26 protein-coding genes are annotated in these 25,955 nt (G+C 59.6%); 21 read left to right on the plus strand and 5 right to left on the minus strand.

The features are described from left to right. Positions 1-2: 2 nt before the first annotated feature. Entirely contained in the window at positions 3-824 is an 822-nt protein-coding gene (gene map / locus AC07RZ_RS04265; protein ID WP_144738837.1) for a type I methionyl aminopeptidase, read from the minus strand. 331 nt (positions 825-1,155) lie between these two features. Between map and rpsB the strand changes: the two genes are divergently transcribed. The 16 genes from rpsB to AC07RZ_RS04345 all read left to right on the plus strand — a co-directional run bounded on the left by rpsB (position 1,156) and on the right by AC07RZ_RS04345 (position 16,951). Continuing rightward, positions 1,156-1,908, plus strand: coding sequence for a 30S ribosomal protein S2 (gene rpsB / locus AC07RZ_RS04270; RefSeq protein ID WP_014005317.1), 753 nt, complete (start codon positions 1,156-1,158; stop codon positions 1,906-1,908). Between the two features lie 205 nt (positions 1,909-2,113). Further along, positions 2,114-2,995 (plus strand): translation elongation factor Ts, encoded by an 882-nt coding sequence (tsf, locus tag AC07RZ_RS04275; protein WP_092396454.1) that lies wholly within the window; start codon positions 2,114-2,116, stop codon positions 2,993-2,995. A gap of 276 nt (positions 2,996-3,271) precedes the next feature. Next, positions 3,272-3,988 carry a UMP kinase gene (gene pyrH, locus AC07RZ_RS04280; RefSeq protein WP_092396456.1) on the plus strand — a complete coding sequence of 239 codons (717 nt, stop codon included), beginning with the start codon at positions 3,272-3,274 and terminating at the stop codon, positions 3,986-3,988. A gap of 120 nt (positions 3,989-4,108) precedes the next feature. Beyond that, complete coding sequence (gene frr, locus AC07RZ_RS04285) at positions 4,109-4,669, plus strand: ribosome recycling factor (RefSeq protein WP_092396458.1); 561 nt, start codon at positions 4,109-4,111, stop codon at positions 4,667-4,669. Positions 4,670-4,712: 43 nt separating this feature from the next. Then, positions 4,713-5,483 carry a polyprenyl diphosphate synthase gene (uppS, locus tag AC07RZ_RS04290; protein WP_494667014.1) on the plus strand — a complete coding sequence of 257 codons (771 nt, stop codon included), beginning with the start codon at positions 4,713-4,715 and terminating at the stop codon, positions 5,481-5,483. After that, entirely contained in the window at positions 5,483-6,307 is an 825-nt protein-coding gene (locus AC07RZ_RS04295; protein ID WP_494667015.1) for a phosphatidate cytidylyltransferase, read from the plus strand. Before uppS ends, AC07RZ_RS04295 begins: the two co-directional genes overlap by 1 nt. Positions 6,308-6,312: 5 nt before the next feature. After that, a complete protein-coding gene (ispC, locus tag AC07RZ_RS04300; RefSeq protein ID WP_144738840.1) occupies positions 6,313-7,485 on the plus strand; it encodes a 1-deoxy-D-xylulose-5-phosphate reductoisomerase in 1,173 nt (390 codons plus the stop codon). 9 nt (positions 7,486-7,494) lie between these two features. Next, positions 7,495-8,877 carry an RIP metalloprotease RseP gene (gene rseP / locus AC07RZ_RS04305; RefSeq protein WP_494667016.1) on the plus strand — a complete coding sequence of 461 codons (1,383 nt, stop codon included), beginning with the start codon at positions 7,495-7,497 and terminating at the stop codon, positions 8,875-8,877. Positions 8,878-8,936: 59 nt separating this feature from the next. After that, positions 8,937-11,318, plus strand: a complete 2,382-nt coding sequence (bamA, locus tag AC07RZ_RS04310) for an outer membrane protein assembly factor BamA (protein WP_494667017.1) — start codon at positions 8,937-8,939, stop codon at positions 11,316-11,318. Positions 11,319-11,402: 84 nt separating this feature from the next. Then, a complete protein-coding gene (locus tag AC07RZ_RS04315; protein WP_342828199.1) occupies positions 11,403-11,927 on the plus strand; it encodes an OmpH/Skp family outer membrane protein in 525 nt (174 codons plus the stop codon). A gap of 22 nt (positions 11,928-11,949) precedes the next feature. Beyond that, a complete protein-coding gene (gene lpxD / locus AC07RZ_RS04320) occupies positions 11,950-13,029 on the plus strand; it encodes a UDP-3-O-(3-hydroxymyristoyl)glucosamine N-acyltransferase (RefSeq protein ID WP_494667018.1) in 1,080 nt (359 codons plus the stop codon). After that, positions 13,022-13,528, plus strand: a complete 507-nt coding sequence (gene fabZ, locus AC07RZ_RS04325; protein WP_092396474.1) for a 3-hydroxyacyl-ACP dehydratase FabZ — start codon at positions 13,022-13,024, stop codon at positions 13,526-13,528. The genes lpxD and fabZ overlap by 8 nt, the downstream gene beginning before the upstream one ends. Before the next feature lie 4 nt (positions 13,529-13,532). Then, on the plus strand, positions 13,533-14,321 hold the full coding sequence (gene lpxA, locus AC07RZ_RS04330; RefSeq protein ID WP_494667019.1) for an acyl-ACP--UDP-N-acetylglucosamine O-acyltransferase: 789 nt from the start codon (positions 13,533-13,535) through the stop codon (positions 14,319-14,321). 2 nt (positions 14,322-14,323) lie between these two features. Then, a complete protein-coding gene (gene lpxB / locus AC07RZ_RS04335; RefSeq protein WP_494667020.1) occupies positions 14,324-15,511 on the plus strand; it encodes a lipid-A-disaccharide synthase in 1,188 nt (395 codons plus the stop codon). Positions 15,512-15,539: 28 nt separating this feature from the next. After that, complete coding sequence (rnhB, locus tag AC07RZ_RS04340; protein WP_494667021.1) at positions 15,540-16,169, plus strand: ribonuclease HII; 630 nt, start codon at positions 15,540-15,542, stop codon at positions 16,167-16,169. Next, the gene (locus tag AC07RZ_RS04345; RefSeq protein WP_494667022.1) at positions 16,166-16,951 is read left to right on the plus strand and encodes a TrmH family RNA methyltransferase; all 786 of its coding nucleotides are present in this window, start codon (positions 16,166-16,168) and stop codon (positions 16,949-16,951) included. The genes rnhB and AC07RZ_RS04345 overlap by 4 nt, the downstream gene beginning before the upstream one ends. Positions 16,952-16,976: 25 nt before the next feature. Here the strand turns inward: AC07RZ_RS04345 and ppsR are convergent, their stop codons facing one another. Beyond that, positions 16,977-17,825, minus strand: a complete 849-nt coding sequence (gene ppsR, locus AC07RZ_RS04350; RefSeq protein ID WP_092396540.1) for a posphoenolpyruvate synthetase regulatory kinase/phosphorylase PpsR — start codon at positions 17,823-17,825, stop codon at positions 16,977-16,979. A gap of 332 nt (positions 17,826-18,157) precedes the next feature. Here ppsR and ppsA point away from each other — a divergent pair, with 332 nt between their 5' ends. Further along, positions 18,158-20,515: a phosphoenolpyruvate synthase gene (ppsA, locus tag AC07RZ_RS04355; RefSeq protein ID WP_494667042.1), complete on the plus strand. Its 2,358-nt coding sequence runs from the start codon at positions 18,158-18,160 to the stop codon at positions 20,513-20,515. 69 nt (positions 20,516-20,584) lie between these two features. Here ppsA and AC07RZ_RS04360 read toward each other — a convergent pair whose 3' ends face one another. Next, a complete protein-coding gene (locus AC07RZ_RS04360) occupies positions 20,585-22,363 on the minus strand; it encodes a tetratricopeptide repeat protein (RefSeq protein WP_494667023.1) in 1,779 nt (592 codons plus the stop codon). Between the two features lie 179 nt (positions 22,364-22,542). On the opposite strand from AC07RZ_RS04360, the gene AC07RZ_RS04365 reads away from it, so the two are divergent. Together AC07RZ_RS04365 and AC07RZ_RS04370 are read left to right on the plus strand one after the other, a co-directional pair. Beyond that, a complete protein-coding gene (locus AC07RZ_RS04365; protein ID WP_494667024.1) occupies positions 22,543-22,998 on the plus strand; it encodes an NfeD family protein in 456 nt (151 codons plus the stop codon). 67 nt (positions 22,999-23,065) lie between these two features. After that, positions 23,066-23,983: an SPFH domain-containing protein gene (locus AC07RZ_RS04370; RefSeq protein WP_092396488.1), complete on the plus strand. Its 918-nt coding sequence runs from the start codon at positions 23,066-23,068 to the stop codon at positions 23,981-23,983. Positions 23,984-24,053: 70 nt separating this feature from the next. On the opposite strand, the gene smpB is transcribed toward AC07RZ_RS04370, so the two are convergent. Beyond that, positions 24,054-24,503, minus strand: coding sequence for an SsrA-binding protein SmpB (gene smpB / locus AC07RZ_RS04375; RefSeq protein ID WP_092396490.1), 450 nt, complete (start codon positions 24,501-24,503; stop codon positions 24,054-24,056). Between the two features lie 67 nt (positions 24,504-24,570). Between smpB and AC07RZ_RS04380 the strand changes: the two genes are divergently transcribed. Next, a complete protein-coding gene (locus tag AC07RZ_RS04380; RefSeq protein WP_092396492.1) occupies positions 24,571-25,011 on the plus strand; it encodes a type II toxin-antitoxin system RatA family toxin in 441 nt (146 codons plus the stop codon). After that, entirely contained in the window at positions 24,995-25,309 is a 315-nt protein-coding gene (locus AC07RZ_RS04385) for an RnfH family protein (RefSeq protein WP_494667025.1), read from the plus strand. The genes AC07RZ_RS04380 and AC07RZ_RS04385 overlap by 17 nt, the downstream gene beginning before the upstream one ends. A 32-nt stretch (positions 25,310-25,341) precedes the next feature. On the opposite strand, the gene AC07RZ_RS04390 is transcribed toward AC07RZ_RS04385, so the two are convergent. Continuing rightward, the gene (locus AC07RZ_RS04390) at positions 25,342-25,869 is read right to left on the minus strand and encodes a DUF4124 domain-containing protein (RefSeq protein WP_494667026.1); all 528 of its coding nucleotides are present in this window, start codon (positions 25,867-25,869) and stop codon (positions 25,342-25,344) included. Positions 25,870-25,955 lie beyond the last annotated feature (86 nt).

Here is a 25,955-nt window from a genome sequence, read left to right on the forward strand (position 1 = left end):
TCTTAAGCGGCGGCAGTCGCTTGCTGGATAAAGGCGGGCGGGGGCGGAGTGTCCTTGGAGACGGTCAATACTTCGTAGCCGGTTTCAGTCACCAGTACGGTATGTTCCCATTGTGCGGACAGGCTGCGATCCTTGGTCTTGATGGTCCAGCCGTCGCCCATTTCGCGGATGTCGCGGCGGCCGGCGTTGATCATCGGCTCGACCGTGAAAATCATGCCCGCTTCCAGCCGCTCCAGCGTGCCTGGACGGCCGTAATGCAATACTTGCGGCTCTTCATGGAACACCTTGCCGATGCCATGGCCGCAGAATTCGCGGACCACGCTGTAGCCGGCTTTTTCAGCGTGCTGCTGGATCACATGGCCGATATCGCCCAGATGCGCGCCGGGTTTGATCTTGGCGATGCCCAGCCACATGCACTCATAGGTGATGTCGCCCAGGCGCTTGGCCATGATCGACGGTTCGCCGACATAAAACATGCGGCTGGTGTCGCCATGGTAGCCATTCTTGATGACGGTAATGTCGAGGTTCACCACGTCGCCGTTTTTCAGCACCTTGTCGCCCGGGATGCCGTGGCAGATGACGTCGTTGACCGAGGTGCAGATGGCTTTCGGGTACGGGGTGTAGCCAGGCGGGCAATAATTCAGCGGGGCAGGGATGGTGCCTTGCACATTTGTCATGTATTCGTGGCACAGGCGGTCCAGCTCGCCGGTGGTGACGCCGGCCTTGACGAATGGCGTGATGTAATCGAGCACTTCCGAGGCCAGCCTGCCGGCGACGCGCATGCCGGCGATATCCTCGGCGGTTTTAATGGAGATGGAGGTCATAAGATAGGAAAAATCGAGAAAATTCGGTGAATTCTTTAGCAAAAGGCGCAAAAAACGCCCGGATTCAGTTAGATGTCGATTATAAACGAGGCCACGCAGATGCGCTGAAAGATATGCCTCGCGGCGCTTGAAGAAGTCTGGGGTTTTGGGGTACAATCTTGGGTTAGCTCGAATTGCTATTCGGCTATATCGATGTTTGTGTAGTTTATTTGATGTTTAAATCGGTTTTAAAAGCGCGAATCCGCTCGAAAAGGGTGCTGTTTTTTGCCTGGCTGCAATGCTGGCGTCAACAGTGACTGAGCGGGTTCCAGACCTAACCCTGGAGAAAATTATGTCCGTAACAATGCGTGAAATGCTGGAAGCCGGTGTCCACTTCGGTCACCAAACCCGTTTCTGGAACCCAAAGATGGCGCCGTTCATCTTCGGTCACCGCAACAAGATTCATATCGTCAACCTGGAAAAGACCCTGGGCATGTACCAGGAGGCGATGAAGTACATCCGCCAGCTGTCGTCCAACCGCGGCAACATCCTGTTTGTCGGCACCAAGCGCCAAGCGCGCGAAATCGTGGCAGCTGAAGCAGCACGTTCGGGTTCGCCTTTCGTCGACCAGCGTTGGCTGGGCGGCATGCTGACCAACTTCAAGACCATCAAGACCTCGATCAAGCGCCTGAAAGAAATGGAAGCTTCGATCGAAGACGGTTCGGTTGAGAAGCTGAGCAAAAAAGAAGGCCTGATGTTCCAGCGCGAGCTGATCAAGCTGCAAAAAGCCATCGGCGGCATCAAGGACATGGGCGGCATTCCTGACGCCATCTTCGTGATCGACGTCGGCTACCACAAGGGCGCCATCACTGAAGCGGCCAAGCTGGGCATCCCGGTTATCGGCGTGGTTGACACCAACCACTCGCCAGACGGCGTGACTTACGTCATCCCTGGCAACGACGACTCGTCCAAGGCAATCGCCCTGTACGCCCGCGGTGTTGCCGATGCAATCCTGGAAGGCCGCGCCAATGCAGTGAACGACGTGGTTGAAGCAATCAAAGGCGCAGCCGGCGATGAATTCGTTGAAGTCAACGACCAGGCTTAAGCCCTGAATCTGAGGTCTCATACTTCAGAATAAAAAGGGGGCGTGGTTGCCCCTTTTTTTGTATCACTTGCATGTGTTTTACCCGAATTTATACCTGGATATATTTTGAATGATGGCGCTGGAAGGCTGGTTGCCGACTGGGCTGCGCTTGCACCGCAAGGCAGCCGCGGATTACCGGCACGGCGTCAACTGTTAGGAGAATAGTATGGCGGCAATTACAGCAGCACTGGTAGGCGAACTGCGCGCAAAGACTGATGCGCCAATGATGGAATGCAAGAAGGCGCTGACCGAAGCCGGCGGCGACATGGACAAGGCAGAAGAAATCCTGCGCGTGAAACTGGGCGGCAAGGCTTCCAAGGCTGCTTCCCGCGTGACCGCTGAAGGCGTGGTCGCAGCTTATATCGCCGGCGGCGTTGGCGCCCTGGTGGAAGTCAACTGCGAAACCGACTTCGTGACCAAGAACGACGATTTCCTGGCCTTGGCAAATGCCTGCGCCAAGCTGGTGGCAGAGAACAACCCGGCCGACGTCGCCGCCTTGTCGGCCCTGCCGCTCGACGGCAGCACCGTTGAAGCGACCCGCGCTGCCCTGATCGGCCGTATCGGCGAAAACATGTCGATCCGCCGTTTCACGCGTTTCGATACTGCCGCCAAGCTGGTTTCCTACCTGCACGGCACACGCATCGGCGTGATGGTCGAGTTCGACGGCGCTGACGAACAAGTCGGCAAAGACGTGGCGATGCACATTGCCGCGATGAAGCCGGTTTCCCTGTCTTCGGACCAGGTGCCTGCCGACCTGATCGAGAAAGAGCGTTCGGTAGCGACCCTGAAGGCGGCCGAATCCGGCAAGCCTGCCGATATCGCAACCAAGATGATCGAAGGTTCGGTACAGAAATTCCTGAAGGAAGTTTCCCTGCTGAACCAGACTTTCGTCAAGAACGACAAGCAAACCGTTGAACAGATGCTGAAGGCAACCAACACCAGCGTCAAATCGTTCACCATGTTCGTGGTCGGCGAAGGCATCGAGAAGAAACAGGATGACTTTGCTGCAGAAGTTGCAGCAACAGTTGCTGCGGCCAAGCAGGCGTAAGCAAGAATACGGGCCGAAAGGCCCGTTTTTTTGGCTCTGAGGAATTTTCTTCCCAAGCCACGGACTAAGGGATGCCTTGCTGAATTGCTGCCTCGTATCCAGGGGCAGGGAAAAGCCGCAGGAACCGGCGCCGCGCACTCTCGCTGTGTATGCTAAATAGCGCCGGTAGTGGATTTTGCTGCGGTTTGGCCTGACAATGGCGCTGCAGTCCCTCAGCAATACGCAAAGCATTGACCAATATTTATATCAATCGGAAAGCCATAAGGGGCCCAGACCATGACAAAACCAGCTTATAAGCGTGTTCTCCTGAAACTCTCCGGTGAGGCCCTGATGGGCGATGACGCCTACGGCATCAATCGTGCAACGATTGAGCGCATGGTGGCCGATGTTGCCGAAGTGGCCAAGTTGGGCGTTGAACTGGCGATCGTGATCGGCGGCGGCAATATTTTCCGCGGCGTGGCGCCCGGCGCCCAGGGCATGGACCGCGCTACCGCTGACTATATGGGGATGCTGGCAACGGTGATGAACTCGCTGGCGCTGGCGGACGCCATGCGCCAGGTTGGCATCACGGCCCGCGTGATGTCGGCCATCAGCATCGAACAGGTAGTCGAACCCTACGTGCGGCCTAAGGCGCTGCAATACCTGGAAGAAGACAAGATTGTCATTTTCGCAGCAGGTACCGGCAATCCGTTTTTCACCACCGACACTGCAGCGGCGTTGCGCGGTTCGGAAATCGGTGCGGAAATCGTCCTCAAGGCGACCAAGGTTGACGGCGTCTACAGCGCCGACCCAAATAAAGATCCAACGGCGACACGTTATTCGCACATCACGTTCGATGAAGCGATCACCAAGCATCTGCAAGTCATGGATGCTACCGCGTTTGCCTTGTGCCGCGACCAGAAACTGCCGATCAAGGTGTTTTCCATCATCAAGCCGGGTGCGCTGAGGCGCGTCATCCTGGGTGAAGATGAAGGCACTTTGGTACACGTTTAAATTGTTTGCCTGATTTGCAATGTTTGTGCAAACGGCTTGCACAAATTGCTGGCGCAAATCGTTGGCATAAATAATTATTACTTAATTTAAAAAACACCCGTTTTCGAAGAGGAGAACAGCATGAGCATTGCTGACGTTAAAAAGAATACCGATCTGAGAATGCAAAAGTCGCTTGAGACTTTGCGCGCCGACCTGGCGAAAGTACGCACCGGCCGCGCCCATACCGGGATTCTCGACCACATCATGGTGGAATACTACGGTAGCCCGACCAACCTGAGCCAGGTTGCCAATGTGACCCTGATCGACGCGCGCACCATCGGCGTGCAGCCGTTTGAAAAGAAAATGATTGCAGTGGTCGAGAAGGCTATCCGCGAATCCGACCTCGGCCTTAACCCGTCCACCCAGGGCGAAATGATCCGGGTGCCGACGCCGCCGCTGACGGAAGAGCGCCGCAAGGAAATGGTAAAGCTGGTCAAGGGCGAAGCGGAAGATGCAAAAATTGCAATCCGCAATATCCGCCGCGACGCCAACGAAGGCTTGAAGAAACTGGTCAAGGACAAGGAATGCTCGGAAGACGACGAGCGTCGCGCGCAGGACGAGATCCAGAAGCTGACCGACAAGTTCGTGGCTGAAATCGACAAGCAAGTGATCGATAAAGAAAAAGAGATCCTGACGGTGTAGTCGGGGCCGGTCTGTCGCTCTTCCTTTCCTTATTTCATTATCTATGGCCCATACAAGTTCAACGCAAACGCTACCAGCAATTCCGACGGTGCCGCGGCACGTTGCCATCATCATGGACGGCAACGGCCGCTGGGCGACCAAGCGCTTTTTGCCGCGTGTCGCCGGCCATGGCAAGGGCGTTGAAGCAGTGCGGGCAGTGGTCGAAGCCTGTGTTGTGCGTGGCGTCGAATACCTGACGCTGTTTGCCTTCAGCTCGGAAAACTGGCGCCGGCCGGCGGACGAGGTGTCCTTGCTGATGCGTTTGTTCGTGGTGGCGCTGGAACGCGAAGTCAGCAAGATGCACGCCAACGGCATCCGCCTGAAAGTTGTCGGCGACCTGAGCCGCTTCGACGCCAAGCTGCAGCAAATGATCGATAGCGCCGAGCGCAAGACGGCCGGCAATACGACCCTGACCGTGACCATCTGCGCCAACTACGGCGGCCGCTGGGACGTGATGCAGGCAGTGCAGAAAATGATGGCGGCGCGCAGCGCGGCAGGCGCCGCGCAGGATCCGGCGGCATTTTCCGAAGAAGAGCTGGCGCAGTACCTGGCGATGGCGTATGCGCCCGAGCCGGACCTGTTCATCCGCACCGGCGGCGAGCAGCGCATCTCGAATTTCCTGCTCTGGCAGCTGGCGTACAGCGAACTCTATTTCACCGATACCTATTGGCCGGATTTCGGCGCTGACGATCTGGACCAGGCGATTGCCTCCTACCAGCAGCGCGAGCGCCGTTTCGGGCGCACCAGCGCACAGCTGCTGGAACAGGCTTCCTGATGTTAAGAACGCGTGTCATCACGGCCTTGCTGTTGCTGGCAGTCTTGCTGCCGATCCTGTACTTCAATTATTTCCCCGCATTCGCCGTTGTCTCGACGCTCTTTTTTGCCGCCGCCATCTGGGAAAGCGCCAGGATCTTCGGCGCCGGCTCTAAAGCGGCCTTGGCCTGGGGACTGCTTGCACTGATCCTGTTTGCCGCTATCATGTACTTCGGCAGCGGCCCCGATATCCGCCTGCTGTTCATGTTATGCGTGGCAATCTGGGGTTTGCGGTTCGTGCCGGCGCTGGGTTTTGGCTTGCCGCCGCTGGCCAGCTTCGCCAACCGCATGGTCGCCGGCACCTACGCCATTGCCATTTTCGGCTGTTTCCTGGCGATCGTGGTGCTGTTCCACCGCTCTCCTTTGTATCTGCTGTCGGTGCTGGTGATCGTCTGGGTGGCGGACATAGGGGCTTATTTTTCCGGCAAGGCGTTCGGCCGCCATAAGCTTGCGCCGTCGATTTCTCCCGGCAAGTCCTGGGAAGGCGCGCTTGGCGGCTGGGTCCTGGTGCTGGCCATGATGTTCGGGTTCAGCCTGGCGCCGGCGCTGGCCGAGACTTTCCCGGCGCGCCTGCTGGCAAGCTGGGGCTGGGCCGGATTGCTGGCGGCGGCGACGGTGCTGGTAGCCGCCAGCGTGGTCGGCGATCTGTTCGAGTCGCTGCTGAAGCGGCGCGCCGGCATCAAGGACAGCAGCAACCTGCTGCCTGGCCACGGCGGCGTGCTGGATCGCGTCGATGCCCTGATCCCGGTATTGCCGCTGGCTGCTTTATTGAGTTTCTGGTTCTAGGTCGTATGCAAAATATCACTATTCTTGGCTCCACCGGTTCGATCGGCATGTCGACGCTGGATGTTCTGGCGCGCCATCCGGAACGCTATTCAGTCTACGCCCTGACCGCGCACAGCCGGGTCGAACAGCTGGCTGAACAGTGCCTGCGCTTCAAGCCGCAGCTGGCCGTGGTCGGCAGCGCGGCGGCGGCGCAGCAGCTGCGCGCCTTGCTGCAAGAGAAGGCCCCTGCGATCGAAGTGCTGTACGGCGATGCCGCGCTGTGCCAGGTGGCCAGCGCCGAGGCTTGCCATGCGGTGATGGCCGCCATCGTTGGCGCTGCTGGACTGGCGCCGAGCCTGGCTGCCGCCAGGGCGGGCAAGAAAATCCTGCTGGCGAACAAGGAAGCCCTGGTCATGTCCGGCCAGCTGTTCATCGATGCGGTCAAGCAGAGCGGCGCCGTGCTGCTGCCCATCGATAGCGAACACAATGCGGTTTTCCAGTGCCTGCCGCATAACTACCAGCGCCAGCCGGCTGCGCTTGGCGTCGAGAAAATCCTGCTGACGGCGTCCGGCGGCCCGTTCCTGCACAGGGCGGTTGAAACGCTCGATTCAGTCACCCCCGAAGAGGCGGTTGCCCATCCGAACTGGGTCATGGGGCGCAAGATTTCGGTCGATTCCGCGACCATGATGAACAAGGGCCTGGAAGTCATCGAGGCGCACTGGCTGTTCGGCGCCGCGGCCAGCCAGATCGAAGTGGTGATCCACCCGCAAAGCGTGATCCACTCCATGGTGTCTTACATAGACGGATCGGTCCTGGCGCAGCTGGGCAATCCCGATATGCGTACGCCGATTGCCTACGCGCTGGCGTACCCCGAGCGCATTGCGTCCGGCGTCAGTCCGCTGGACCTGACCGTGGTGGGGCAGTTACAGTTTACCCGGCCCGACCTGCAACGTTTTCCCTGCCTGAAACTCGCGTATGATGCATTGTTGGCAGGCGGTTCGGCTGCCGCAATATTGAACGCCGCGAATGAAGTGGCTGTCCAAGCTTTCCTAGACGGAAAAATCGGGTTTCGCATGATTGACCAGCTGATAGCGCGCACCATGGACAAGCTGCCGCTGTGTGCGGTAAGCGATATCGATTTGTTGCTTGAGCAGGATCTTCTTGCGCGCCAGACGGTTCACTCTTTCCTGAACGCATAAATCGTACAAATGGCCTTCCTGCAAACCATCCTCGCTTTTGTCGTCGCCCTCGGCTCCCTGGTCATCATCCACGAGCTTGGCCACTATGTTGTCGCGCGCTTGTGCGGGGTCAAGGTGCTGCGTTTTTCGGTGGGGATGGGCAAGGTCGTTTTCTCGCGCAAGTTCGGCCCGGACCAGACCGAATGGGCGATTTCCATCCTGCCTCTGGGCGGCTACGTCAAGATGCTCGATGCTCGCGAGCAAGACGTCAGCGGTTTGTCGCCGCAGGAACTGAAGCGCGAATTCACCGGCCAGTCGGTCTGGCGGCGCATGGCCATCGTGGCGGCCGGCCCCTTGGCCAATTTCGCTCTTGCCATTTTGTTATTTGCCGGCTTGTACATCCATGGCGAGATGGAGCCGACGCCAAGGGTGCGCGCCGTCGCCGAGCATACCGCGGCCTACCAGGCCGGCTTGCGCGGCAACGAATTGATTACCGCAGTGAACGGCGAAGCGATCCTGACCTGGTCCGAGCTGCGCTGGAAAGTGCTGCAAGGGGTCATCGACAAGACGCCGATCAGGCTCGACGTGCGCCGGCCTGATCCTGGCACGGCGGGCGGCGAACCGTCGGGCGGCAAACTGCTCGATACCGTGAATTTGCCGATAGACAGCCTGACGACCAAGGATCTCGAAGGCGATTATCTTGCCAAGCTAGGCATCAAGCTGGCGCGCGCCAAGGCTATCCTGGGCACGGTCATGCCGGGCGGCCCGGGCATGCTGGCCGGTTTGCGTGAAGGCGACCTGATCACCAGCATCGATGGCGAGCCGGTGGCTGACAGCGGCGCTTTCGTCGACAAGATCAAAGCTTCCCCGGGCAAGCCGCTGAGCCTGACGGGTATGCGTAACGGCAATGGTTTCACCGTGAGCGTGACGCCGCAGGCGGAAGCCGGCAAAGACGGGCAGGTCGGCCTGATAAAAGTTGTCATGTCGGGCATGCCGGAAATGGTCCTGGCCAGCAGCCCGCCGCTGGAAGCGCTCGCCAAGGGCGCCAGGCGGACCTGGGACAGCAGCATCATGACCCTCAAGATGCTGGGTAAAATGGTGATCGGCGAGGTTTCCTGGAAAAATATCACCGGCCCCATCACCATTGCCGACTATGCAGGGCAGACCGCGCGTATCGGCGCATTCAGCTACCTGAGCTTTATTGCCTTCATCAGCATCAGCCTTGGCGTCATGAATTTGCTGCCCATTCCGGTTCTAGACGGTGGCCATTTGCTGTATTATTCGCTGGAAGTTTTGACTGGACGTCCTATTCCCGAGCGAGTTGGTGCGATTGCACAGCGCGCGGGCATCGGCATTCTGATGACGTTGATGATGGTCGCCATGTTTAACGACGTCGTTCGGCTCATATTTTAGGTTCTCTCTCTTGTCTGACAATCGTGGCAGGCAAGGACATTGATAAAAAACGATCGCTAATGAAATTACATTCTGAGCACTCCCCTTTGTCGATTCTTCCCCGTCGTTTGATTGCTGCCGCTGCCTTTGCCCTGTGTTCGGGCCAAGCGCTGGCGGTGCAGCCGTTTGTGGTCAAGGATATCCGCATCGAAGGTATTCAACGTACCGAAGCCGGCACCGTTTTCAGCTACCTGCCGGTGCGCGTCGGTGAAACCTTCACCGATGAAAAAGGCACGGCGGCGATCAAGGCCTTGTACGCGACCGGCTTCTTCAAGGATGTACGGGTCGAGTCCGAAGGCGATGTGCTGGTGGTCATGGTGGAAGAGCGGCCGTCGATTGCCGGCGTCGATTTTTCCGGCATCAAGGAATTCGATAAAGACCAGCTGACCAAGGCCCTGAAGGAAATCGGCGTCGGCGAATCGCGCATTTTCGACAAGGCCCAGGTTGATCGCGCAGAACAGGAATTGAAGAAACAATACCTGTCGCGCGGCCTGTACGGCATGAAGGTGACCACGACCGTCACGCCGATCGAGCGCAACCGGGTCAATGTGACGTTTGCGGTGGATGAAGGCGAAGTATCGCGCATCAAGGAAATCCGTTTCGTCGGCAACAAGGCGTTTTCCGACGGCAAGCTGCGCGACCAGATCAAGCTGCGCTCGCCGGGCTGGTTTACCTGGTACACCAAGGCTGACCAGTATGCAAAAGAGAAGCTGTCGGGCGACATCGAAACCCTGCGTTCGTATTACCTGAACCGCGGCTATATCGAGATGCAGGTAGAGTCGACCCAGGTCTCGATCACGCCGGACAAGAAAGACATCTACATCACCATCAATATCAACGAAGGTGAAAAATACACGGTTTCCGATATCAAGATGGAAGGCGAAATGTTCGGCCGCGAGGATGAACTGCGATCGTTGATGGAGCTGAAAAAGGGTGAAACATTCAACGGCGAAAAGCTCAACAACAGCACCAAGAAGATGTCGGAGCGGCTGGGCAATTTCGGTTATGCGTTCGCCAACGTCAACGCCAATCCCGAATTGAACCGGGAGAAGAAAGAAGTGGCGTTCACCATCATGGTCGATCCCGGCAAGCGCGTCTACGTGCGCCATATCAACGTCACCGGCAACACCAAGACGCGCGACGAAGTGGTGCGCCGCGAATTCCGCCAGTTTGAAGATTCCTGGTACGACGGTTCGAAGATCAAGCTGTCGCGCGACCGGGTTGACCGCCTGGGCTATTTCAAGGACGTCGGCATCGAAACGCCGGAAGTGCCGAACACTTCCGACCAGGTCGACATCAACATGGCGGTTACCGAGAAACCTACCGGCAACATCCAGGTCGGCGCCGGCTTCTCGCAGCAGGACAAGCTGAGCCTGTCCGGTTCGATCCAGCAGCAGAACGCTTTCGGCAGCGGCAACACCATCGGCCTCGACGTCAACACCAGCAGCTATTCGCGGGTGATTGCGCTGTCCCAGACCAATCCTTATTTTACGGATGACGGCATCAGCCGCACCTACGACCTGTACTACCGCACCGTGCGGCCGTCGCAGTACACCACCGGCGACTACAAGGTGCGGACCATCGGTAGCGATATCAAGTTCGGCGTGCCATTCTCGGAACTGGATACGGTGTTCTTCGGCATCGGCGTGGAAAACACCGCCGTTTCGGCCGACGCTTCCAGCCCGCTGCTGTACCAGCAATATGTTTCGGACTTCGGCAACGGCAGCCGGTCGGTCGACACCGGCCTCGGGTATAACGTGCTGGCCAACCCGGCGACGGCAACCACCAACAGTTTCCCGCTGACGGCAGCCTGGCAGCGCGACAGCCGCGACAGCGCGCTGGTCCCGACCAAGGGACGCTACCAGCGCGCCAGCCTTGAACTTTCCGCGGTCGGCACCTTGCGCTACTATCGTGCAAGCTACCAGCACCAATACTTCCAGCCTTTGTTCAGCAATGCAGTGACGCTGGCCATGAACGGTGAAATCGACTATGGCCGCGGCATCGGCGGCAAGCCGTATCCCGTGTTCAAGAACTACTACGCCGGCGGTATCGGCACCGTGCGCGGTTTTGAAGGCTCGACCCTGGGCGTCGGCACCAACGTCGACCAGTACGGCGATTCGATGGGCGGCGCATCGCGGGTGTTCGGCAACCTGGAAGCGCAGTTCCCGTTCCCCGGTTCCGGCAGCGACCGTACCCTGCGCTGGTTCACCTTCCTCGACGGCGGCCAGGTATACGCCGACAAGAAGCCGATGCAGCTCAGCGAGTTGCGTTATTCTACGGGCATCGGCTTGAGCTGGGTATCGCCTATCGGCCCGTTGAAAATCAGTTACGGCAAGCCGTTGAACGCGAAGCCGACCGACAAGCAGCAGTCCTTCCAGTTCCAGCTGGGCACGGGTTTCTAAACCACAAGGATGGTGCACAATTGCAGATTCTGGCAAGAGTGGCATAATGCACAAGTTGCGTCATTTGAATTCCGGAGAATAGTGTTGAAATCTCTAATTAAAACCTTTACATCATTGCCCACCGCCGGCTTGCTGGCGGCGTGCTTATTGTCGGCAGCCCCGGCGCATGCTGATGAAGGTTCGAAAATCGCCTTCGTCAGCAGCGAGCGCATCTTGCGCGAGGCGACCCCGGCCAAGACCGCGCAATCCAAGATCGAAGCCGAGTTTTCCAAGCGCGACAAGGATTTGCAAGACCAGGCTACCCGCCTGAAAAACATGGCTGACAAGCTGGACAAGGATTCAGCCGTGATTTCGGAGTCCGAGCGGGTCAAGCGCCAGCGCGAGCTGAGCGACCTGGACAAGGATTTCCAGCGCAAGCAGCGTGAGTTCCGCGAAGACCTGAACCAGCGCCGCAACGAAGAACTGGCGATCGTGCTGGAGCGCTCGACCAAGGCGATCAAGCAGATCGCCGAAGCGGAAAAATACGATATGGTGTTCCAGGAAGGCGGCGTGTATGTCAGCCCGCGCATCGACATCACCGATAAAGTATTGAAGATCCTCAATAAGTAACCCATTCTGTCAAGGCCACTATATGAGCATTCGGCTAAAAGAACTGGTCGAAAGCTTGGGTGGCCAACTGATCGGTGATGCCGATACCCAGGTATCGGGCATCGCGCCGTTGAGCGACGCCAGCGCATCACAGATCACCTTCTTGTCCAATCCCAAGTTTCGGTCCCAGGCAGCGCAAACGCAGGCGGCAGCCATAATCCTGTCGGCGGCGGATGACGCCGCGGTCGGCGCCGGCTATCGCGGCGCACGGATTGTCGCCGCCAATCCTTATGCGTATTTCGCGCTGGCGGCGCAGTTTTTTGCTGCAAAAAACGCTATTCCAGTGGTGCCTGGCATCCATCCGGCAGCCAGCGTCGATCCTGCGGCCCAGGTCGCGGCGACTGCCTATGTCGGCGCCAACGCGGTCGTCGGCGCCGGCGCCACGATCGGCGAGCATGTGAACCTGGGCGCCGGCTGCGTGATCGGCCGCGGCGTCAGCATCGGCGCGGGCAGCCTGCTGCATCCCAACGTCACGGTTTATGACGCCTGCCAGATCGGCCGGCGCGCCATTATCCATTCTGGCGTTGTCATCGGCGCCGACGGTTTCGGTTTTGCCAATGACGGCGGGACCTGGGTCAAGATTCCCCAGACCGGCCGGGTGCTGATCGGCGACGATGTCGAAATCGGCGCCAACACCACCATCGACCGCGGCGCCCTGGCCGACACCGTGATAGAGGAAGGGGTCAAGCTGGACAACCAGATCCAGATCGCCCATAACTGCCATATCGGCGCCCATACTGCGATTGCAGCTTGCGCCGGGATTGCCGGCAGCGCCAGGATCGGCAAATTTTGCTCGATAGGCGGGGCGGCGATGATCCACGGCCACATTACCATCGTCGATCATGTGCATGTGTCAGCGGGTACGCTGGCATTGCGCTCGATCTCCGAGCCAGGCCAATACACCGGTTTCTACCCGATTGCCAAACACGGCGATTGGGAAAAATCTGCTGCCTTGGTGCGCAATCTGAATACAATGCGTGAGAAAATCCGGGCTCTGGAAAAATCCATTAAACAGCTCATCGAACAGTTACCGCAACAGCTTACCCAAAAAGATAATGAATAGTCCAAACCAAACGCTAGACATCAACCAGATCAAGACCTACCTGCCGCACCGTTATCCGCTGCTGCTGGTTGACCGCGTATTGAATTGGGAAAGCGGCAAGTCGATCACGGCGATCAAGAATGTCACCATCAATGAAGAATTCTTCAATGGCCATTTTCCCAACAAACCGGTAATGCCAGGCGTTCTGACCATCGAGGCTTTGGCGCAAACCGCCGCCTTGCTGTCGTTCCTGACCGAAGGCCGCAAGCCGGATGAAAATACCGTGGTCTACTTCCTCGGCATCGACAAGGCCCGTTTCCGCCGCCCGGTCGAACCAGGCGACCAGATCAAGCTGGAAGTCGAGATCGTGCGCGTCGTGCGGGGCATCTGGAAATACAAGGCTGTCGCCAGCGTCGACGGCGAGATGGCGGTAGAAGCCGAATTCATGTGCACCATGCGCACCGCGGTCAGCCCCGGTGCTGCTGCGACTGTGGTGGTGGATGCCAGCCCGTCAGAGTGATCCCATGACGCGCATTCACCCTACGGCTGTCATCGATAGCAAGGCATTCCTCGACAGTTCGGTGGAAGTCGGCGCCTATGCGGTGATCGGCCCCCATGTGGCGATCGGCGCCGGCAGCAAGATCGGCCCGCATGCCGTGATCGAAGGGCATACCACGATCGGCCGCGATAACGCGATTTTCCAGTTCGGTTCGATCGGCGCCGTGCCGCAAGACAAGAAGTACGCCGGCGAGCCGACCCGGCTGGAAATCGGCGACCGCAACACCATCCGCGAATTCGTCACCCTCAATCTCGGCACCGTCCAGGATAGCGGCGTCACCCGTATCGGCAACGATAACTGGGTCATGGCCTATGTCCACGTGGCGCATGATTGCCAGATCGGCAGCAATACCACGATCGCCAATAACGCGACGCTGGCCGGCCATGTGCATATAGGCGACTGGGTGCTGCTTGGCGGTTTTACCACCGTGCACCAGTTTTGCCGCATCGGCGCCCATGCGATGACGGCGTTCACCGCGGCCGTCAGCCAGGACGTGCCGCCGTTCGTGACCGCCGCCGGCAACCGCGCCGAACCTGCGGGCATCAATAGCGAAGGTTTGCGGCGGCGCGGTTTCAGCAGCGAGCAGATCATGGCGATCAAACGCGCCTACCGCACCATTTACCGCTCCGGCCTGGCGCTGGAAGACGCCATGGCGGCGCTGGAACAGGAAGAGTCGAAAGCGCCGGCATCTGCCGCAGACCTGAAGTTGATGCGTGATTTCATTGCCGGCTCTACGCGTGGCATCATCCGCTGAACATGGCGGACGCTGACGCCAAAGTAGCCATCGCCATGGTCGCCGGAGAAACTTCCGGCGATTTGCTTGCCAGCCGCCTGTTGTCCGGCCTGCGTCCTCACCTGCCGGATGCGCGCATGTACGGCATCGGCGGCGCCAGGATGGCAGAGTACGGTTTTGTCAGCGACTGGCCGATGGAAAAGCTGTCGGTCAACGGTTTGTTCGAAGTGCTGGCCCACTACCGCGAGCTCAAGGGCATCCAGGTCGCGTTGCGCGACCGCCTGCTGGCGGAGAAGCCGAATGTGTTCATCGGCGTCGACGCCCCGGATTTCAATTTCGGCCTGGAAGCGCAACTGCGCCAGGCCGGCATTCCCACTGTGCATTTCATCGGTCCTTCGATCTGGGCCTGGCGCGGCGGACGCATCAAGAAGATTGCGCGTGCGGCGTCGCATATGCTGGTCATCTTCCCGTTTGAAGAAGAAATCTATCGCAAGGCCGGGATCCCGGTAACCTACGTCGGCCATCCGCTGGCGCAAGTGATCCCGATGGTGCCGGATGTCGCCGCGGCGCGCAGCGCGCTCGGCCTGCCGGCCGCCGGCCGGGTAGTCGCGATCATGCCCGGCAGCCGCATGGGCGAGCTGAAACATAACACGATAGCTTTTGTGCAAGCTGCCGCGATACTGGCGCAGCGCGATCCCGGCATGCGTTTCATCGCGCCCATGGCGGGAGAAAAACAAAGCAGGCTGTTTAGCGAACTGGTCAGCCAGGCCGGCCTGCAAGACTTGCCTATCCAGTTGCTGGACGGGCAATCGCATACGGCAATGGCGGCGGCCGATGCGGTGCTGGTGGCCTCCGGCACCGCATCGCTGGAAGTCGCCTTGTACAAGAAACCGATGGTGATCGCTTATAAAATGATGCGCGCCACGTGGGAAATCCTGCGCCACATGAGCTACCAGCCGTGGATAGGTTTGCCGAATATCCTGGCGCGCGAATTCCTGGTGCCGGAGCTGTTGCAGCATAATGCGACGCCGCAGGCGCTGGCGGATGCGCTCTGGCAGCAGCTGGAAGATCCGGCGCGCCAGGAGATGCTGCGGCAGCGTTTCACCGACATGCATCACGCCCTGCTGCGCGATACCGCCAGCGAAAGCGCGCAAGCCGTGCTGCAAGTGATTGAACAACATAAACGTCCATCCGGACTTTCGCCGGCCTGATCCGGCGTACTACTTGGTACTGAACGCCGTGAGCCCATCCGACCAGAATTTCTCTCTCTTCACCTACGACGGCGAAACCATTTGCGGCGTCGACGAGGCCGGCCGCGGCCCCTTGGCCGGACCGGTGTTTGCCGCCGCCGTGATACTCGATCCGGCGCGGCCGATCAGCGGCTTGCGCGATTCGAAGAAACTGACCGCCGAACGGCGTGAATTGCTGGCCGTGGAAATCAAGGCCCATGCGCTGGCATGGGCCATTGCCGAATGCTCCGAAGCGGAGATCGATAGCCTCAACATATTGCAGGCAACCATGCTGGCGATGCGGCGCGCGGTGGAAGGACTGTCCATGAAGCCGACGCTGGCGCTGATCGACGGCAACCGCTGTCCGCAGCTCAGCATCCGTTCCGAGGCCATCGTCAAGGGCGACGACAAGGTGCAGGCCATTTCGGCGGCCTCGATTCTCGCCAAGACCGCGCGCGACGCTGCCCTGCAGGTGCTGCACGCACAATATCCGCACTACGCTTTCGACCAGCACAAAGGCTATCCGACGGCGCTGCACATGGAACGGCTGCGCCTGCATGGCGTGTCGCCGGTGCACCGCAAATCCTATGCGCCGGTACGGGCCTTGCTGGCGCTGGATATCGATGGGACGGCGGCATGAAAAGCATCACCTCGTCCGCCAATCCTTTGTACAAGGAACTGAAGCAGCTGGCCACCAGCGCCCAGGCCAGGCGCAAGGCGGGCCGTACGTTGCTGGACGGGATCCACCTGGCCGAAGCGTATTTGCAGAGCGGCGCCAGGCCGGTGCTGTGCGTCGCCAGCGAAACCGCGCTGACGCATGCCGAAGCGGCTACGGTGATCCGGCAATGCCAGGCCGAGGCGGTGCAATGCGTGGTGCTGCCGGATGGCCAGTACCAGGCGCTGAGCCAGGTCGAGCACGGCGTCGGCCTGCTGTTTGTGGTTGAGACGCCGAAAGCGGTGGAGCCGGCCGCGTTGACCCAGTCTGCCGTGCTGCTCGACAACCTGCAGGATCCAGGCAACCTCGGTTCCATCCTGCGCAGCGCCGCCGCCGCAGGCATCCGGCAGATCTATTGTTCAGAAGGCAGCGCATCTGCCTGGTCGCCCAAAGTGCTGCGGGCGGGCATGGGCGCGCATTTCATTCTGGACATCTTCGAAGGCGTTGACCTGGCGGCGCTGATGGCGACAGCGCAGGTACCGGTGCTTGCCACCAGCTCGTATGCCACGCAAAGCATCTACCAGGCTGACCTGCACGGAGAACTGGCGTGGCTGTTCGGCCATGAAGGGCAGGGCGTCGCGGAAGATTTGCTGCAACTGGCCAGCCAGCAAGTCGTGATTCCGCATCGCGGGCAGATGGAGTCGCTGAATGTTGCCGCTGCGGCGGCGGTATGTTTTTTCGAACAGCTGCGCCAGGCACTGGATTGAGCCAGCCGGCAGGCCCGGCCTCCGCTTAGAAAGTCCGCATATCCGGCTTGATGTCCTGCAAGATCGTCGCCGCGATTTCTTCGATCGATTTGGTGGTCGACGACATCCAGCGTATCCCTTCGCGCCGCATGATTTTTTCCGCTTCATTCACTTCATAACGGCAATTTGCCAGCGCGGCATATTTGCTGCCCGGACGGCGTTCATTGCGGATTTCCGACAGGCGGTCGGCAGCGATGGTCAGGCCGAAAATCTTTTGCTTGAATGGCAACAGGCCGCTGGGAAGCTTGTCGCGCTCGAAATCCTCGGGGATCAAAGGGTAGTTGGCGGCCTTGACGCCGAACTGCATCGCCAGGTACAGGCTGGTAGGGGTCTTGCCTGAACGGGAGACGCCGACCAGGATGACGTCGGCGTCGGCCAGGTTCTTGTGCGACTGGCCATCGTCATGCGCCAGCGAAAAATTGATGGCTTCGATCCGGTTCTTGTATTCGTCGGTATTGGCTGTGTTATGGCTGCGGCCGATGGTGTGGGTGGACTTGACGCCCAGCTCCCGTTCCAGCGGCTCGACAAAAGTCTGGAACAGGTCCATATGCATGGCCTTGGCCTGCTGGATGACCTTTGACAAGTCGGCCTTGACCAGCGTCGAAAACACGATAGGCAATTTGCCGTCCGCCACGCATGCTTCGTTGATCTTGCGGGTGGCGTCGTAGGCTTTGTCCAGGGTGTCGATGAAGGGCAGGCGCACCTGCTTGAAGCGCAGCTCGAACTGGGTCAGCACCGAATGGCCGAAGGTTTCGGCGGTGATGCCGGTGCCGTCGGAAACAAAGAAGACGGTGCGGTGGGCAGGAACCAGCGGTGCAGGAGCGGCATCTAGCATAATGTTGTCGAAAATAAAGTAAAAAATAAAAAGCAAGGCGTTGCCCGGCAACTGCGGCGGCGCCCGTGGAGCCGCCGAACTTTTAACTGAGCACGGACTCTAGCCTGCTGACGGCTGCGTGCTGCCTTGTGCGCCTGTGAACGCTAAATTGGCATAAAATGGCAGCCAACTGAATATTTGAAGCTACCTGACGAAGAATAACAAAAAGCCAAGGGCGGCGAAGGCAATTGTGAAGATTTCTTATCATCAAACTAGAGGTTGTTATGTCCAATGCAATACAGATGGGTGCTACCCAGGGGGCGGCTTACGTCATCTCCTTTGAAAATCTGCGGATGACGGATGTCGATTCCGTCGGCGGCAAAAACGCATCGCTGGGTGAAATGATCAGCCAGCTGGCCGGCGCCGGAGTTCGGGTGCCGGGCGGATTCGCCACCACGGCGCAGGCATTCCGCGATTTCCTGTCGCACAGCGCCGACGGCGGCCCGGCCTTGGCCGACCGCATCGCCGATCGCCTGGCGACCCTGAACATCGAAGATGTACGGGCATTGGCGCAAGCCGGCGCCGAGATCCGCCAATGGATTGTGGAGACGCCGTTCCAGCCGCGCCTGGAACAGGAAATCCATGCCTTCTACAAACGTTTGGTCGAAGATTCTTCCAGCGAGATGTCGTTCGCCGTGCGTTCGTCGGCGACGGCGGAAGACTTGCCGGACGCCTCGTTCGCCGGCCAGCAGGAAACCTTCCTCAACGTGGTCGGCATTGAAAACGTGCTGGAAGCCATGAAGCACGTGTTCGCCTCGCTGTATAACGACCGCGCCATCTCTTACCGCGTGCACAAAGGCTTTACCCACGCTGAAGTGGCGTTGTCGGCCGGCGTCCAGCGCATGGTCCGTTCCGATGTCGGCGCCGCCGGCGTGATGTTCACCCTGGATACGGAATCCGGCTTCAAGGATGTGGTGTTCATCACTTCCAGCTACGGCCTGGGCGAGACAGTGGTGCAGGGCGCGGTCAATCCCGACGAGTTCTATGTCCACAAGCCGATGCTGGAGCAAGGCAAGCTGCCTATCATCCGCCGCAACATCGGCTCCAAGCTGATCAAGATGGAATTCACCGGCGAAGCCAAGGCCGGCCGTTCGGTCAAGACCGTCGACGTACCTATCGAGCTGCGCAACCGCTATTCGCTCACCGACAATGAAATCGTCGAACTCGCCAAATACGCCACCATCATCGAGAAGCACTACGAGCGCCCGATGGACATCGAATGGGGCAAGGACGGCCGCGACGGCAAGCTGTACATCTTGCAGGCGCGTCCGGAAACCGTGAAGTCGCAGGAAAAAACGACTGACGCCCAGCAGCGTTTCAAACTCAAGGGCACCGGCAGCGTGCTGACCCATGGCCGCGCCATCGGCCAGAAAATCGGCGCCGGTCCGGTGCGCGTGATCCATGACGCTTCCGAAATGGAACGCGTGCAGCCGGGCGACGTGCTGGTGGCCGACATGACCGATCCTAACTGGGAACCGGTGATGAAGCGCGCTTCGGCGATCGTCACCAACCGCGGCGGCCGTACCTGCCACGCTGCGATCATTGCGCGCGAACTGGGCGTGCCGGCGGTGGTCGGCTGCGGCGACGCTACCGATGTGCTGAAAGACGGCACGCTGGTTACCGTATCCTGCGCCGAAGGCGACGAAGGCAAGATCTACGACGGCCTGCTGGAAACCGAAGTCAGCGAAGTGGCGCGCGGCGCATTGCCTGAGCTGCCGCTGAAGATCATGATGAACGTCGGCAATCCGCAGCTGGCGTTCGATTTCCAGTCGATCCCGAACGGCGGCGTCGGCCTGGCGCGCCTGGAATTCATCATCAACAACAACATCGGCGTGCACCCGCGCGCGATCCTGGAATATCCGAACATCGACGCCGACCTGAAGAAGGCGGTGGAATCGGTGGCGCGCGGCCATGCTTCGCCCAAGGCTTTCTACGTCGACAAGCTGGCCGAAGGGATTGCCACCATCGCCGCCGCATTCTGGCCGAAGAAGGTGATCGTGCGCTTGTCCGACTTCAAGTCGAACGAGTACAAGAAGCTGATCGGCGGTTCGCGCTACGAGCCGGATGAAGAAAATCCGATGCTCGGTTTCCGCGGCGCCGCCCGTTACCTGGCGGCCGACTTTGCCGAGGCATTCGAAATGGAATGCCAGGCGATGAAACGGGTGCGCAACGACATGGGCTTGACCAACGTCGAGATCATGGTGCCTTTCGTGCGGACCCTGGGCCAGGCGGAAAAAGTCATCGGCCTGCTCGGCAAGAACGGCCTGGTGCGCGGCGAAAACGATTTGCGCGTGATCATGATGTGCGAAGTGCCGTCGAACGCCATCCTGGCCGAGCAGTTCCTGGATTACTTCGACGGCTTCTCGATCGGCTCCAACGACCTGACCCAGCTGACCCTGGGCCTGGACCGCGACTCCGGCATGGAATTGCTGGCGGCCGATTTCGACGAGCGCGACCCGGCCATCCTGGCTCTGCTGGAGAAGGTCATCGCCACTTGCCTGGCCAAGGGCAAGTATGTCGGTATCTGCGGCCAGGGTCCGTCGGACCATCCTGATTTTGCCGAATGGCTGATGAAGCAGGGCATCGAATCGATTTCCCTGAATCCGGATTCGGTGATCGATACCTGGCAGCAGCTGGCTGCCGCGCAATAAAGGCGATATACGGGACGATGATTCGTCCTGGTTATAAAAAACGCGAGCCCTGTGCTCGCGTTTTTATTTTCAGGGTTGGGTGCCAGCCTGCTTGCCGAGCAAGGCATGCAGGGATTCGGCGACGCGCAGTACCAGACTTTGCCAGTCGCCGGCTTGTTCTTGCCGGAACAGCCTTGCGCTCGGATACCACGGGCTGTCCTCGCGATCCAGCAGCCAGCGCCAGTCAGGCGCCCAGGGCAGGAGGATCCAGACCGGCGCGCCGAGGGCGCCGCTGAGGTGGGCGACGGAGGTGTCGACGCTGATCACCAGGTCCAGGCTGGCGACGATCGCTGCGGTATCGTCGAAACCTGCAATGTCCTGGGCGAGCGGCCACAGCTTGGGTGTCTGCTGCAGGTATGCGCGATCCGATTCCCTGATGTCCTTCTGCACCAGGAAAAAATCCGCGCCCTCCAGCCGCAGCAGCGGTGCAAATTCCTGCAGCGGCATGGAGCGCCTGTGATCGTTGGTATTGCCGGCATTGCCTGAGCCGGCCAGGCCGATCTTCAGTTTGCCGCTGGTGGAGTCCATGCGTTTTGCCCAGCTGCCCTTTTTTCCGGCATCGGCCGTGAAATAAGGGATGGGGGCCGGGATGGTCGCCAGATCGGTCTTGAAGACCAGCGGCAGGCTCATCAGCGGCGTCTGGAAATCGACCGGCGCGAACCCTTCGCCGATGGCGATCACCTGGAAGTTTCCCATGGTCTGGGCGACGGCTTTCAGCGCAGGGTCTACCTCCAGCACTACCTCGGCCCCCAGCGCCGCCACCAGGATAGCGTAGCGGCAAAACTGGATCGTGTCGCCCAGGCCCTGTTCCGACCACAGCAAGATGCGCTTACCGCCGACAGCCTGCTGGCCCAGCCACAGCGGGATTCCGGTATGGCGCTGGACATCCGCATTGCCTTTCTTCCATCGATACTCATAGCTCTGCCAGCCGGCTTCGAACTGCCCCAGCACCAGCTGCGACAGCGATTGATTCGACAGTGCATCCGCATAACCTGCCTGCAGGCTGAGGGCGCGCTGGTAGCTGTCGAGCGCTTGCTGGTGACGGTTCATGCGGCTCAGGGTCAGGCCGTGGTCGCCCCAGGCTTCGGCATTGCCGGGAGCCAGCGCCAGCCCGGTTTCGTTGTCGCTCAGGGATTCGGCGTAGCGTTCCAGCTTGTGCAGGATGACCGCGCGGTCCAGCCAGTAGGCGGCGGTTTTCGGCGCCAGCGCGATGGCGCGGTCGAGGCTGGCAAGCGCATCGGGATAACGTTCCAGCTTGTCCAGAGCCAGGCCCTTTTTGTACCAGCTGTCGGCCATGGCGGGCTGCAGCGCCAGCGCGCGCTCAAAGTGGAGCAACGCATCCTCATGGTGACGCAGTTGGTACAGCAGGGCGCCTTTGTGCGCCCAGCCGTCGGCATGGTCCGGCCATGCGGCCAGCGTCTGTTCGATGCAGGCCAGCGCCTCCTGGCGGCGCTGCAGGCTGAGCAGGGTCACGGCCTTGGCCAGCAGTATCTCGGGTTTGACATAGCCCAATGCAATGATCTGTTCGTAAGCGAGCAGGGCAGCATCGAACTGGCCTGATTCAAACTGCACCCGGGCCAGCTTGTAATGCAGCGATACATTCTTGCCATCCAGGGCCAGCGCTTGCCCGAACAGTTGCGCCGCTTCCTGGCGTTGCCCGGTGGCGGCGCAGATGACGCCGAGCACATGCAGGGCATCGAAGTTTTTCGGCTGAGCCTTCAGGATCTCCTTGAGCGAGCGTTCGGCGTGGCCGGTTTTGCCATTCTGGAAATCCTTGTATGCTTGCTGGATAAGATGGGTCGTGCTCATTTTGTATTCATGTATGGCTGACGGCGGCGTCGGCCCAGGGCAATCTGCGGAAGAGGGGAGCATAGCATTGGATCGGGCAGCCATCAGCTTGGCGGCATGAACGAAATGAAGCGTGAGTTATTGTAACTTCAGTTGTCAGATGGATTACACTGTGTGTTCTACATAACGGAGAGGGTCATATGGCCGGATGGGTGATGTGGATATTGGCGGCTGGTTTGCTGGTGGTGGCGGAATTGTTCACCACGACCTTGTATTTGCTGATGGTGGCGATTGGCCTGGCCGTCGGCGGCGTCGCTGCGCTGCTGGGCTGGGGCGTGGAATGGCAGCTGCTGGTTGCCGCCGTGGTGGCCCTGGTCGCCACGTATTTTCTACGGCGCAGCAAGTTCGGCCGCCGCACCAAGGTCCTGGCGGAGCGCGATCCGAATGTCAACCTGGATATCGGGCAATCGATCACGGTCGGGCAATGGCAGCAGGATGCGGGCACCGGCGGCGGATATACGGCGCGCGTCAAGTACCGGGGCGCGATGTGGGATGTGGAGCTGGCGCCGGCGGCAAATGCGGATGCCGGCCTGTTTTTTATCCGCGAGGTACGCGGCAGCCGGCTGATTGTCGGCGACAGGCCCGACCAGCACTAAGCGAGCTCGACTTCCGCCATAGCGCGGCGGATGACTCTGTCTTCTTCAATTCATAAGGAAAAAAATCATGTTCGGAAGCGTTTCGTTAATCGTGCTGGTGATCGTCATCATATTTATCGCCAAGACGATCAAAGTGGTGCCGCAGCAGCATGCATGGGTGGTGGAGCGCCTGGGCAAATATCATGCGACCCTGGGCCCGGGTTTGAATATTGTGGTGCCGTTCATCGACCGCGTCGCCTACAAGCACATCCTGAAGGAAATCCCGCTGGATGTGCCGCCGCAGGTCTGCATCACGCGCGACAATACGCAATTGCAGGTGGACGGCATCCTGTACTTCCAGATTACCGATGCGATGCGCGCATCCTACGGTTCTTCCAACTACATCGCCGCCATCACGCAGCTGGCGCAGACCACCTTGCGTTCGGTCATCGGCAAGATGGAGCTGGACAAGACATTCGAAGAGCGCGACCACATCAACACCACCATCGTCAGCGCCATCGACGAATCCGCCGCCAACTGGGGCGTGAAGGTGCTGCGCTATGAAATCAAGGACCTGACGCCGCCCAAGGAAATCCTGCATGCGATGCAGGCGCAGATTACCGCGGAACGTGAGAAGCGGGCGCTGATCGCCGCATCGGAAGGCCGCAAGCAGGAACAGATCAATATTGCGACCGGTGAACGCGAAGCGTCGATTGCCAAGTCCGAAGGTGAAAAGCAGGCGTCCATCAACCGTGCCCAGGGCCAGGCCGCAGCGATCCTGTCGATCGCCGAAGCCAGCGCTGAAGCGATCCGCAAGACTGCGGCGGCGATCCAGTCGCCAGGCGGTTCGGATGCCGTGAACCTGAAAGTGGCCGAGCAATATGTGGCGGCGTTCGGGCAACTGGCGAAGACCAATAACTCGATCATCGTGCCGGCCAACCTGGGCGACATCAGCGGCTTGATCGCCACTGCCTTGCAAGTGGTCAAATCCCAGACCAAGTCTTGATCGGCAAATAGAAAAAGGCGGGCCGGCGGAATTCAGGTTCCGCCGGCCCGCCTTTTTTGTTGGCGTCGCTTCAACGCCGGTGCTGTTTCATCGCAGCCTGGACTTCCCGCTCACCATCGCGCTGCCGTTCGGTGTCGCGCTTGTCGTGCTGCTTTTTGCCCTTGGCCAGGCCGATTTCGCACTTGATGCGGCCGCGCAGGTAGTGCAGGTTGATCGGCACCAGCGTATAACCGGAACGTTCGACCTTGATGATCAGTTTCCTGATTTCCTCGGCGTGCAGCAGCAGCTTGCGGGTGCGCACGGCTTCCGGATGGACGTGGCTGGAGGCGCTGAGCAGGGCGCTGATGTGGGCGCCGAACAGGTAGATTTCGCCATTGCGGATGATGACGTAGGATTCTTTCAGGTTGGCGCGTCCGGCGCGGATGGACTTCACTTCCCAGCCATGCAGCTCCATGCCGGCCTCGAAACGCTCTTCGATGAAGTAGTCGTGGAAGACTTTTTTGTTGTCAATAATGCTCATGTATTAGGAAAATCGCGCAGGTCGGTTAAAATTTCAAGTTGTGATTCTATCAAACGGTTGATATTCAATGGCAGTAGTGCATAAAACGGTTCTTTTGGGATATAGCGCTGAGCAGATGTTTGCGCTGGTCGACCGGGTCGAAGACTACCCGCAATTCCTGCCGTGGTGCGGCGGGGTGGACGTGCGTGAACGCGATGCCGGCAAGCTGGTGGCGACCCTGAATATACATTATCACGGTATCAAGCAATCGTTTACAACCGAAAACACCAACTCGCCGCCCAGCAACATGCAGATGCGGCTGGTGGAGGGACCTTTCAAGCACCTCGACGGCAACTGGAGCTTCAAGGCATTGCGGGCCGACGCCTGCAAGATCGAATTCGACCTGCACTATGAATTCTCCAACCGCATCCTGGAAAAGCTGATCGGCCCGGTATTCAGCATGATCGCCAACAGTTTCGTCGATTCCTTCTGCAAGCGCGCCGACGCGGTATATGGCCACCATGGTTGAGAAGGCGTCCGGCGCGGCGTTGATACGGATACAGGTCTGCTACGCCAGCCCCGGCGTGCAGGCCCTGAAGCAGCTGTCGGTGCCCGCCGGGACGCTGCTGCACGACGGCATCAAGCGCAGCGGCCTGCTGGAAGAAGTGCGCGAAATCGACCTCAGCTGCTGGCGGGTCGGCATCTACGGCAAGCTGAAGACGCTGGATACGGTGTTGCGCGACCAGGACCGGATTGAAATCTACCGTCCGCTGATTGCCGATCCGATGGAGTCGCGCCGCAAGCGCGCTGACAAAAAAGCCCGCTGAATCGCGGGCTGTTGCGGTTTCCTACCTTATCCTTATTGGCATTCGTTCAAGACTTCTCGATTCTGTGCGTTTTGCTGCGCCCGCTGCTGATCGTTCATGTATGTGCGCTGACCGCTGGCGTCGGTCTGGGTAATCCTCATGCCGGAATCCAGCGCGCGCTGGTTGGCGCGGGCGTGAGCGCAGTTCTCGGCCTTGTTGGAGGCCAGTTTGGCTTCCTGTTCGGCTTTCTTGGCCTTCTCAGCCTGCTCAGCCTTCCGTTTCTGGAATGCGGCATTCTGTTCAGCAATGGTCGGCGGCGCTTTCGCTTCCGGCTTGCTGTCGGCGCCGGCATCGGCGGCAGCGGCGGTTCCGGTTTCTTCCGTAGTGCCGCGCGGCAGGCTCTGGCCCGGTGTTTTCAGGATGCGCTTGTTCGGCACCGAGGAGGGCGGCGGCAAGTCTGAATACTGTTTCACGCCTTTTTCGTCCAGCCACACGAATTGCGCCAGGGCGGAAGTCGCGAAGCTGAGCAGGACCAGCGCTGCGGTGGCGGAAAAGGCGTGTTTCAGGCGGATTGCATTCATTGCTGTTCCTTGAGGCGATAGAAGTAGATTGAGCGCAGATTTCGCCATGTTTCACTAGCCGTGTCAATTGATCGATAGTGCTTTGT

This window comes from Collimonas sp. GW821-FHT07E08 (assembly GCF_059418905.1).

What these genes read in the sequence shown, in the direction of transcription:
- map (WP_144738837.1), bottom strand. Translation starts at nt 824, where the DNA reads ATGACCTCCATCTCCATTAAAACCGCCGAGGATATCGCCGGCATGCGC.
- rpsB (WP_014005317.1), top strand. Translation starts at nt 1,156, where the DNA reads ATGTCCGTAACAATGCGTGAAATGCTGGAAGCCGGTGTCCACTTCGGT.
- tsf (WP_092396454.1), top strand. Translation starts at nt 2,114, where the DNA reads ATGGCGGCAATTACAGCAGCACTGGTAGGCGAACTGCGCGCAAAGACT.
- pyrH (WP_092396456.1), top strand. Translation starts at nt 3,272, where the DNA reads ATGACAAAACCAGCTTATAAGCGTGTTCTCCTGAAACTCTCCGGTGAG.
- frr (WP_092396458.1), top strand. Translation starts at nt 4,109, where the DNA reads ATGAGCATTGCTGACGTTAAAAAGAATACCGATCTGAGAATGCAAAAG.
- uppS (WP_494667014.1), top strand. Translation starts at nt 4,713, where the DNA reads ATGGCCCATACAAGTTCAACGCAAACGCTACCAGCAATTCCGACGGTG.
- AC07RZ_RS04295 (WP_494667015.1), top strand. Translation starts at nt 5,483, where the DNA reads ATGTTAAGAACGCGTGTCATCACGGCCTTGCTGTTGCTGGCAGTCTTG.
- ispC (WP_144738840.1), top strand. Translation starts at nt 6,313, where the DNA reads ATGCAAAATATCACTATTCTTGGCTCCACCGGTTCGATCGGCATGTCG.
- rseP (WP_494667016.1), top strand. Translation starts at nt 7,495, where the DNA reads ATGGCCTTCCTGCAAACCATCCTCGCTTTTGTCGTCGCCCTCGGCTCC.
- bamA (WP_494667017.1), top strand. Translation starts at nt 8,937, where the DNA reads ATGAAATTACATTCTGAGCACTCCCCTTTGTCGATTCTTCCCCGTCGT.
- lpxD (WP_494667018.1), top strand. Translation starts at nt 11,950, where the DNA reads ATGAGCATTCGGCTAAAAGAACTGGTCGAAAGCTTGGGTGGCCAACTG.
- fabZ (WP_092396474.1), top strand. Translation starts at nt 13,022, where the DNA reads ATGAATAGTCCAAACCAAACGCTAGACATCAACCAGATCAAGACCTAC.
- lpxA (WP_494667019.1), top strand. Translation starts at nt 13,533, where the DNA reads ATGACGCGCATTCACCCTACGGCTGTCATCGATAGCAAGGCATTCCTC.
- lpxB (WP_494667020.1), top strand. Translation starts at nt 14,324, where the DNA reads ATGGCGGACGCTGACGCCAAAGTAGCCATCGCCATGGTCGCCGGAGAA.
- AC07RZ_RS04345 (WP_494667022.1), top strand. Translation starts at nt 16,166, where the DNA reads ATGAAAAGCATCACCTCGTCCGCCAATCCTTTGTACAAGGAACTGAAG.
- ppsR (WP_092396540.1), bottom strand. Translation starts at nt 17,825, where the DNA reads ATGCTAGATGCCGCTCCTGCACCGCTGGTTCCTGCCCACCGCACCGTC.
- ppsA (WP_494667042.1), top strand. Translation starts at nt 18,158, where the DNA reads ATGACGGATGTCGATTCCGTCGGCGGCAAAAACGCATCGCTGGGTGAA.
- AC07RZ_RS04360 (WP_494667023.1), bottom strand. Translation starts at nt 22,363, where the DNA reads ATGAGCACGACCCATCTTATCCAGCAAGCATACAAGGATTTCCAGAAT.
- AC07RZ_RS04365 (WP_494667024.1), top strand. Translation starts at nt 22,543, where the DNA reads ATGGCCGGATGGGTGATGTGGATATTGGCGGCTGGTTTGCTGGTGGTG.
- AC07RZ_RS04370 (WP_092396488.1), top strand. Translation starts at nt 23,066, where the DNA reads ATGTTCGGAAGCGTTTCGTTAATCGTGCTGGTGATCGTCATCATATTT.
- smpB (WP_092396490.1), bottom strand. Translation starts at nt 24,503, where the DNA reads ATGAGCATTATTGACAACAAAAAAGTCTTCCACGACTACTTCATCGAA.
- AC07RZ_RS04380 (WP_092396492.1), top strand. Translation starts at nt 24,571, where the DNA reads ATGGCAGTAGTGCATAAAACGGTTCTTTTGGGATATAGCGCTGAGCAG.
- AC07RZ_RS04385 (WP_494667025.1), top strand. Translation starts at nt 24,995, where the DNA reads ATGGCCACCATGGTTGAGAAGGCGTCCGGCGCGGCGTTGATACGGATA.
- AC07RZ_RS04390 (WP_494667026.1), bottom strand. Translation starts at nt 25,869, where the DNA reads ATGAATGCAATCCGCCTGAAACACGCCTTTTCCGCCACCGCAGCGCTG.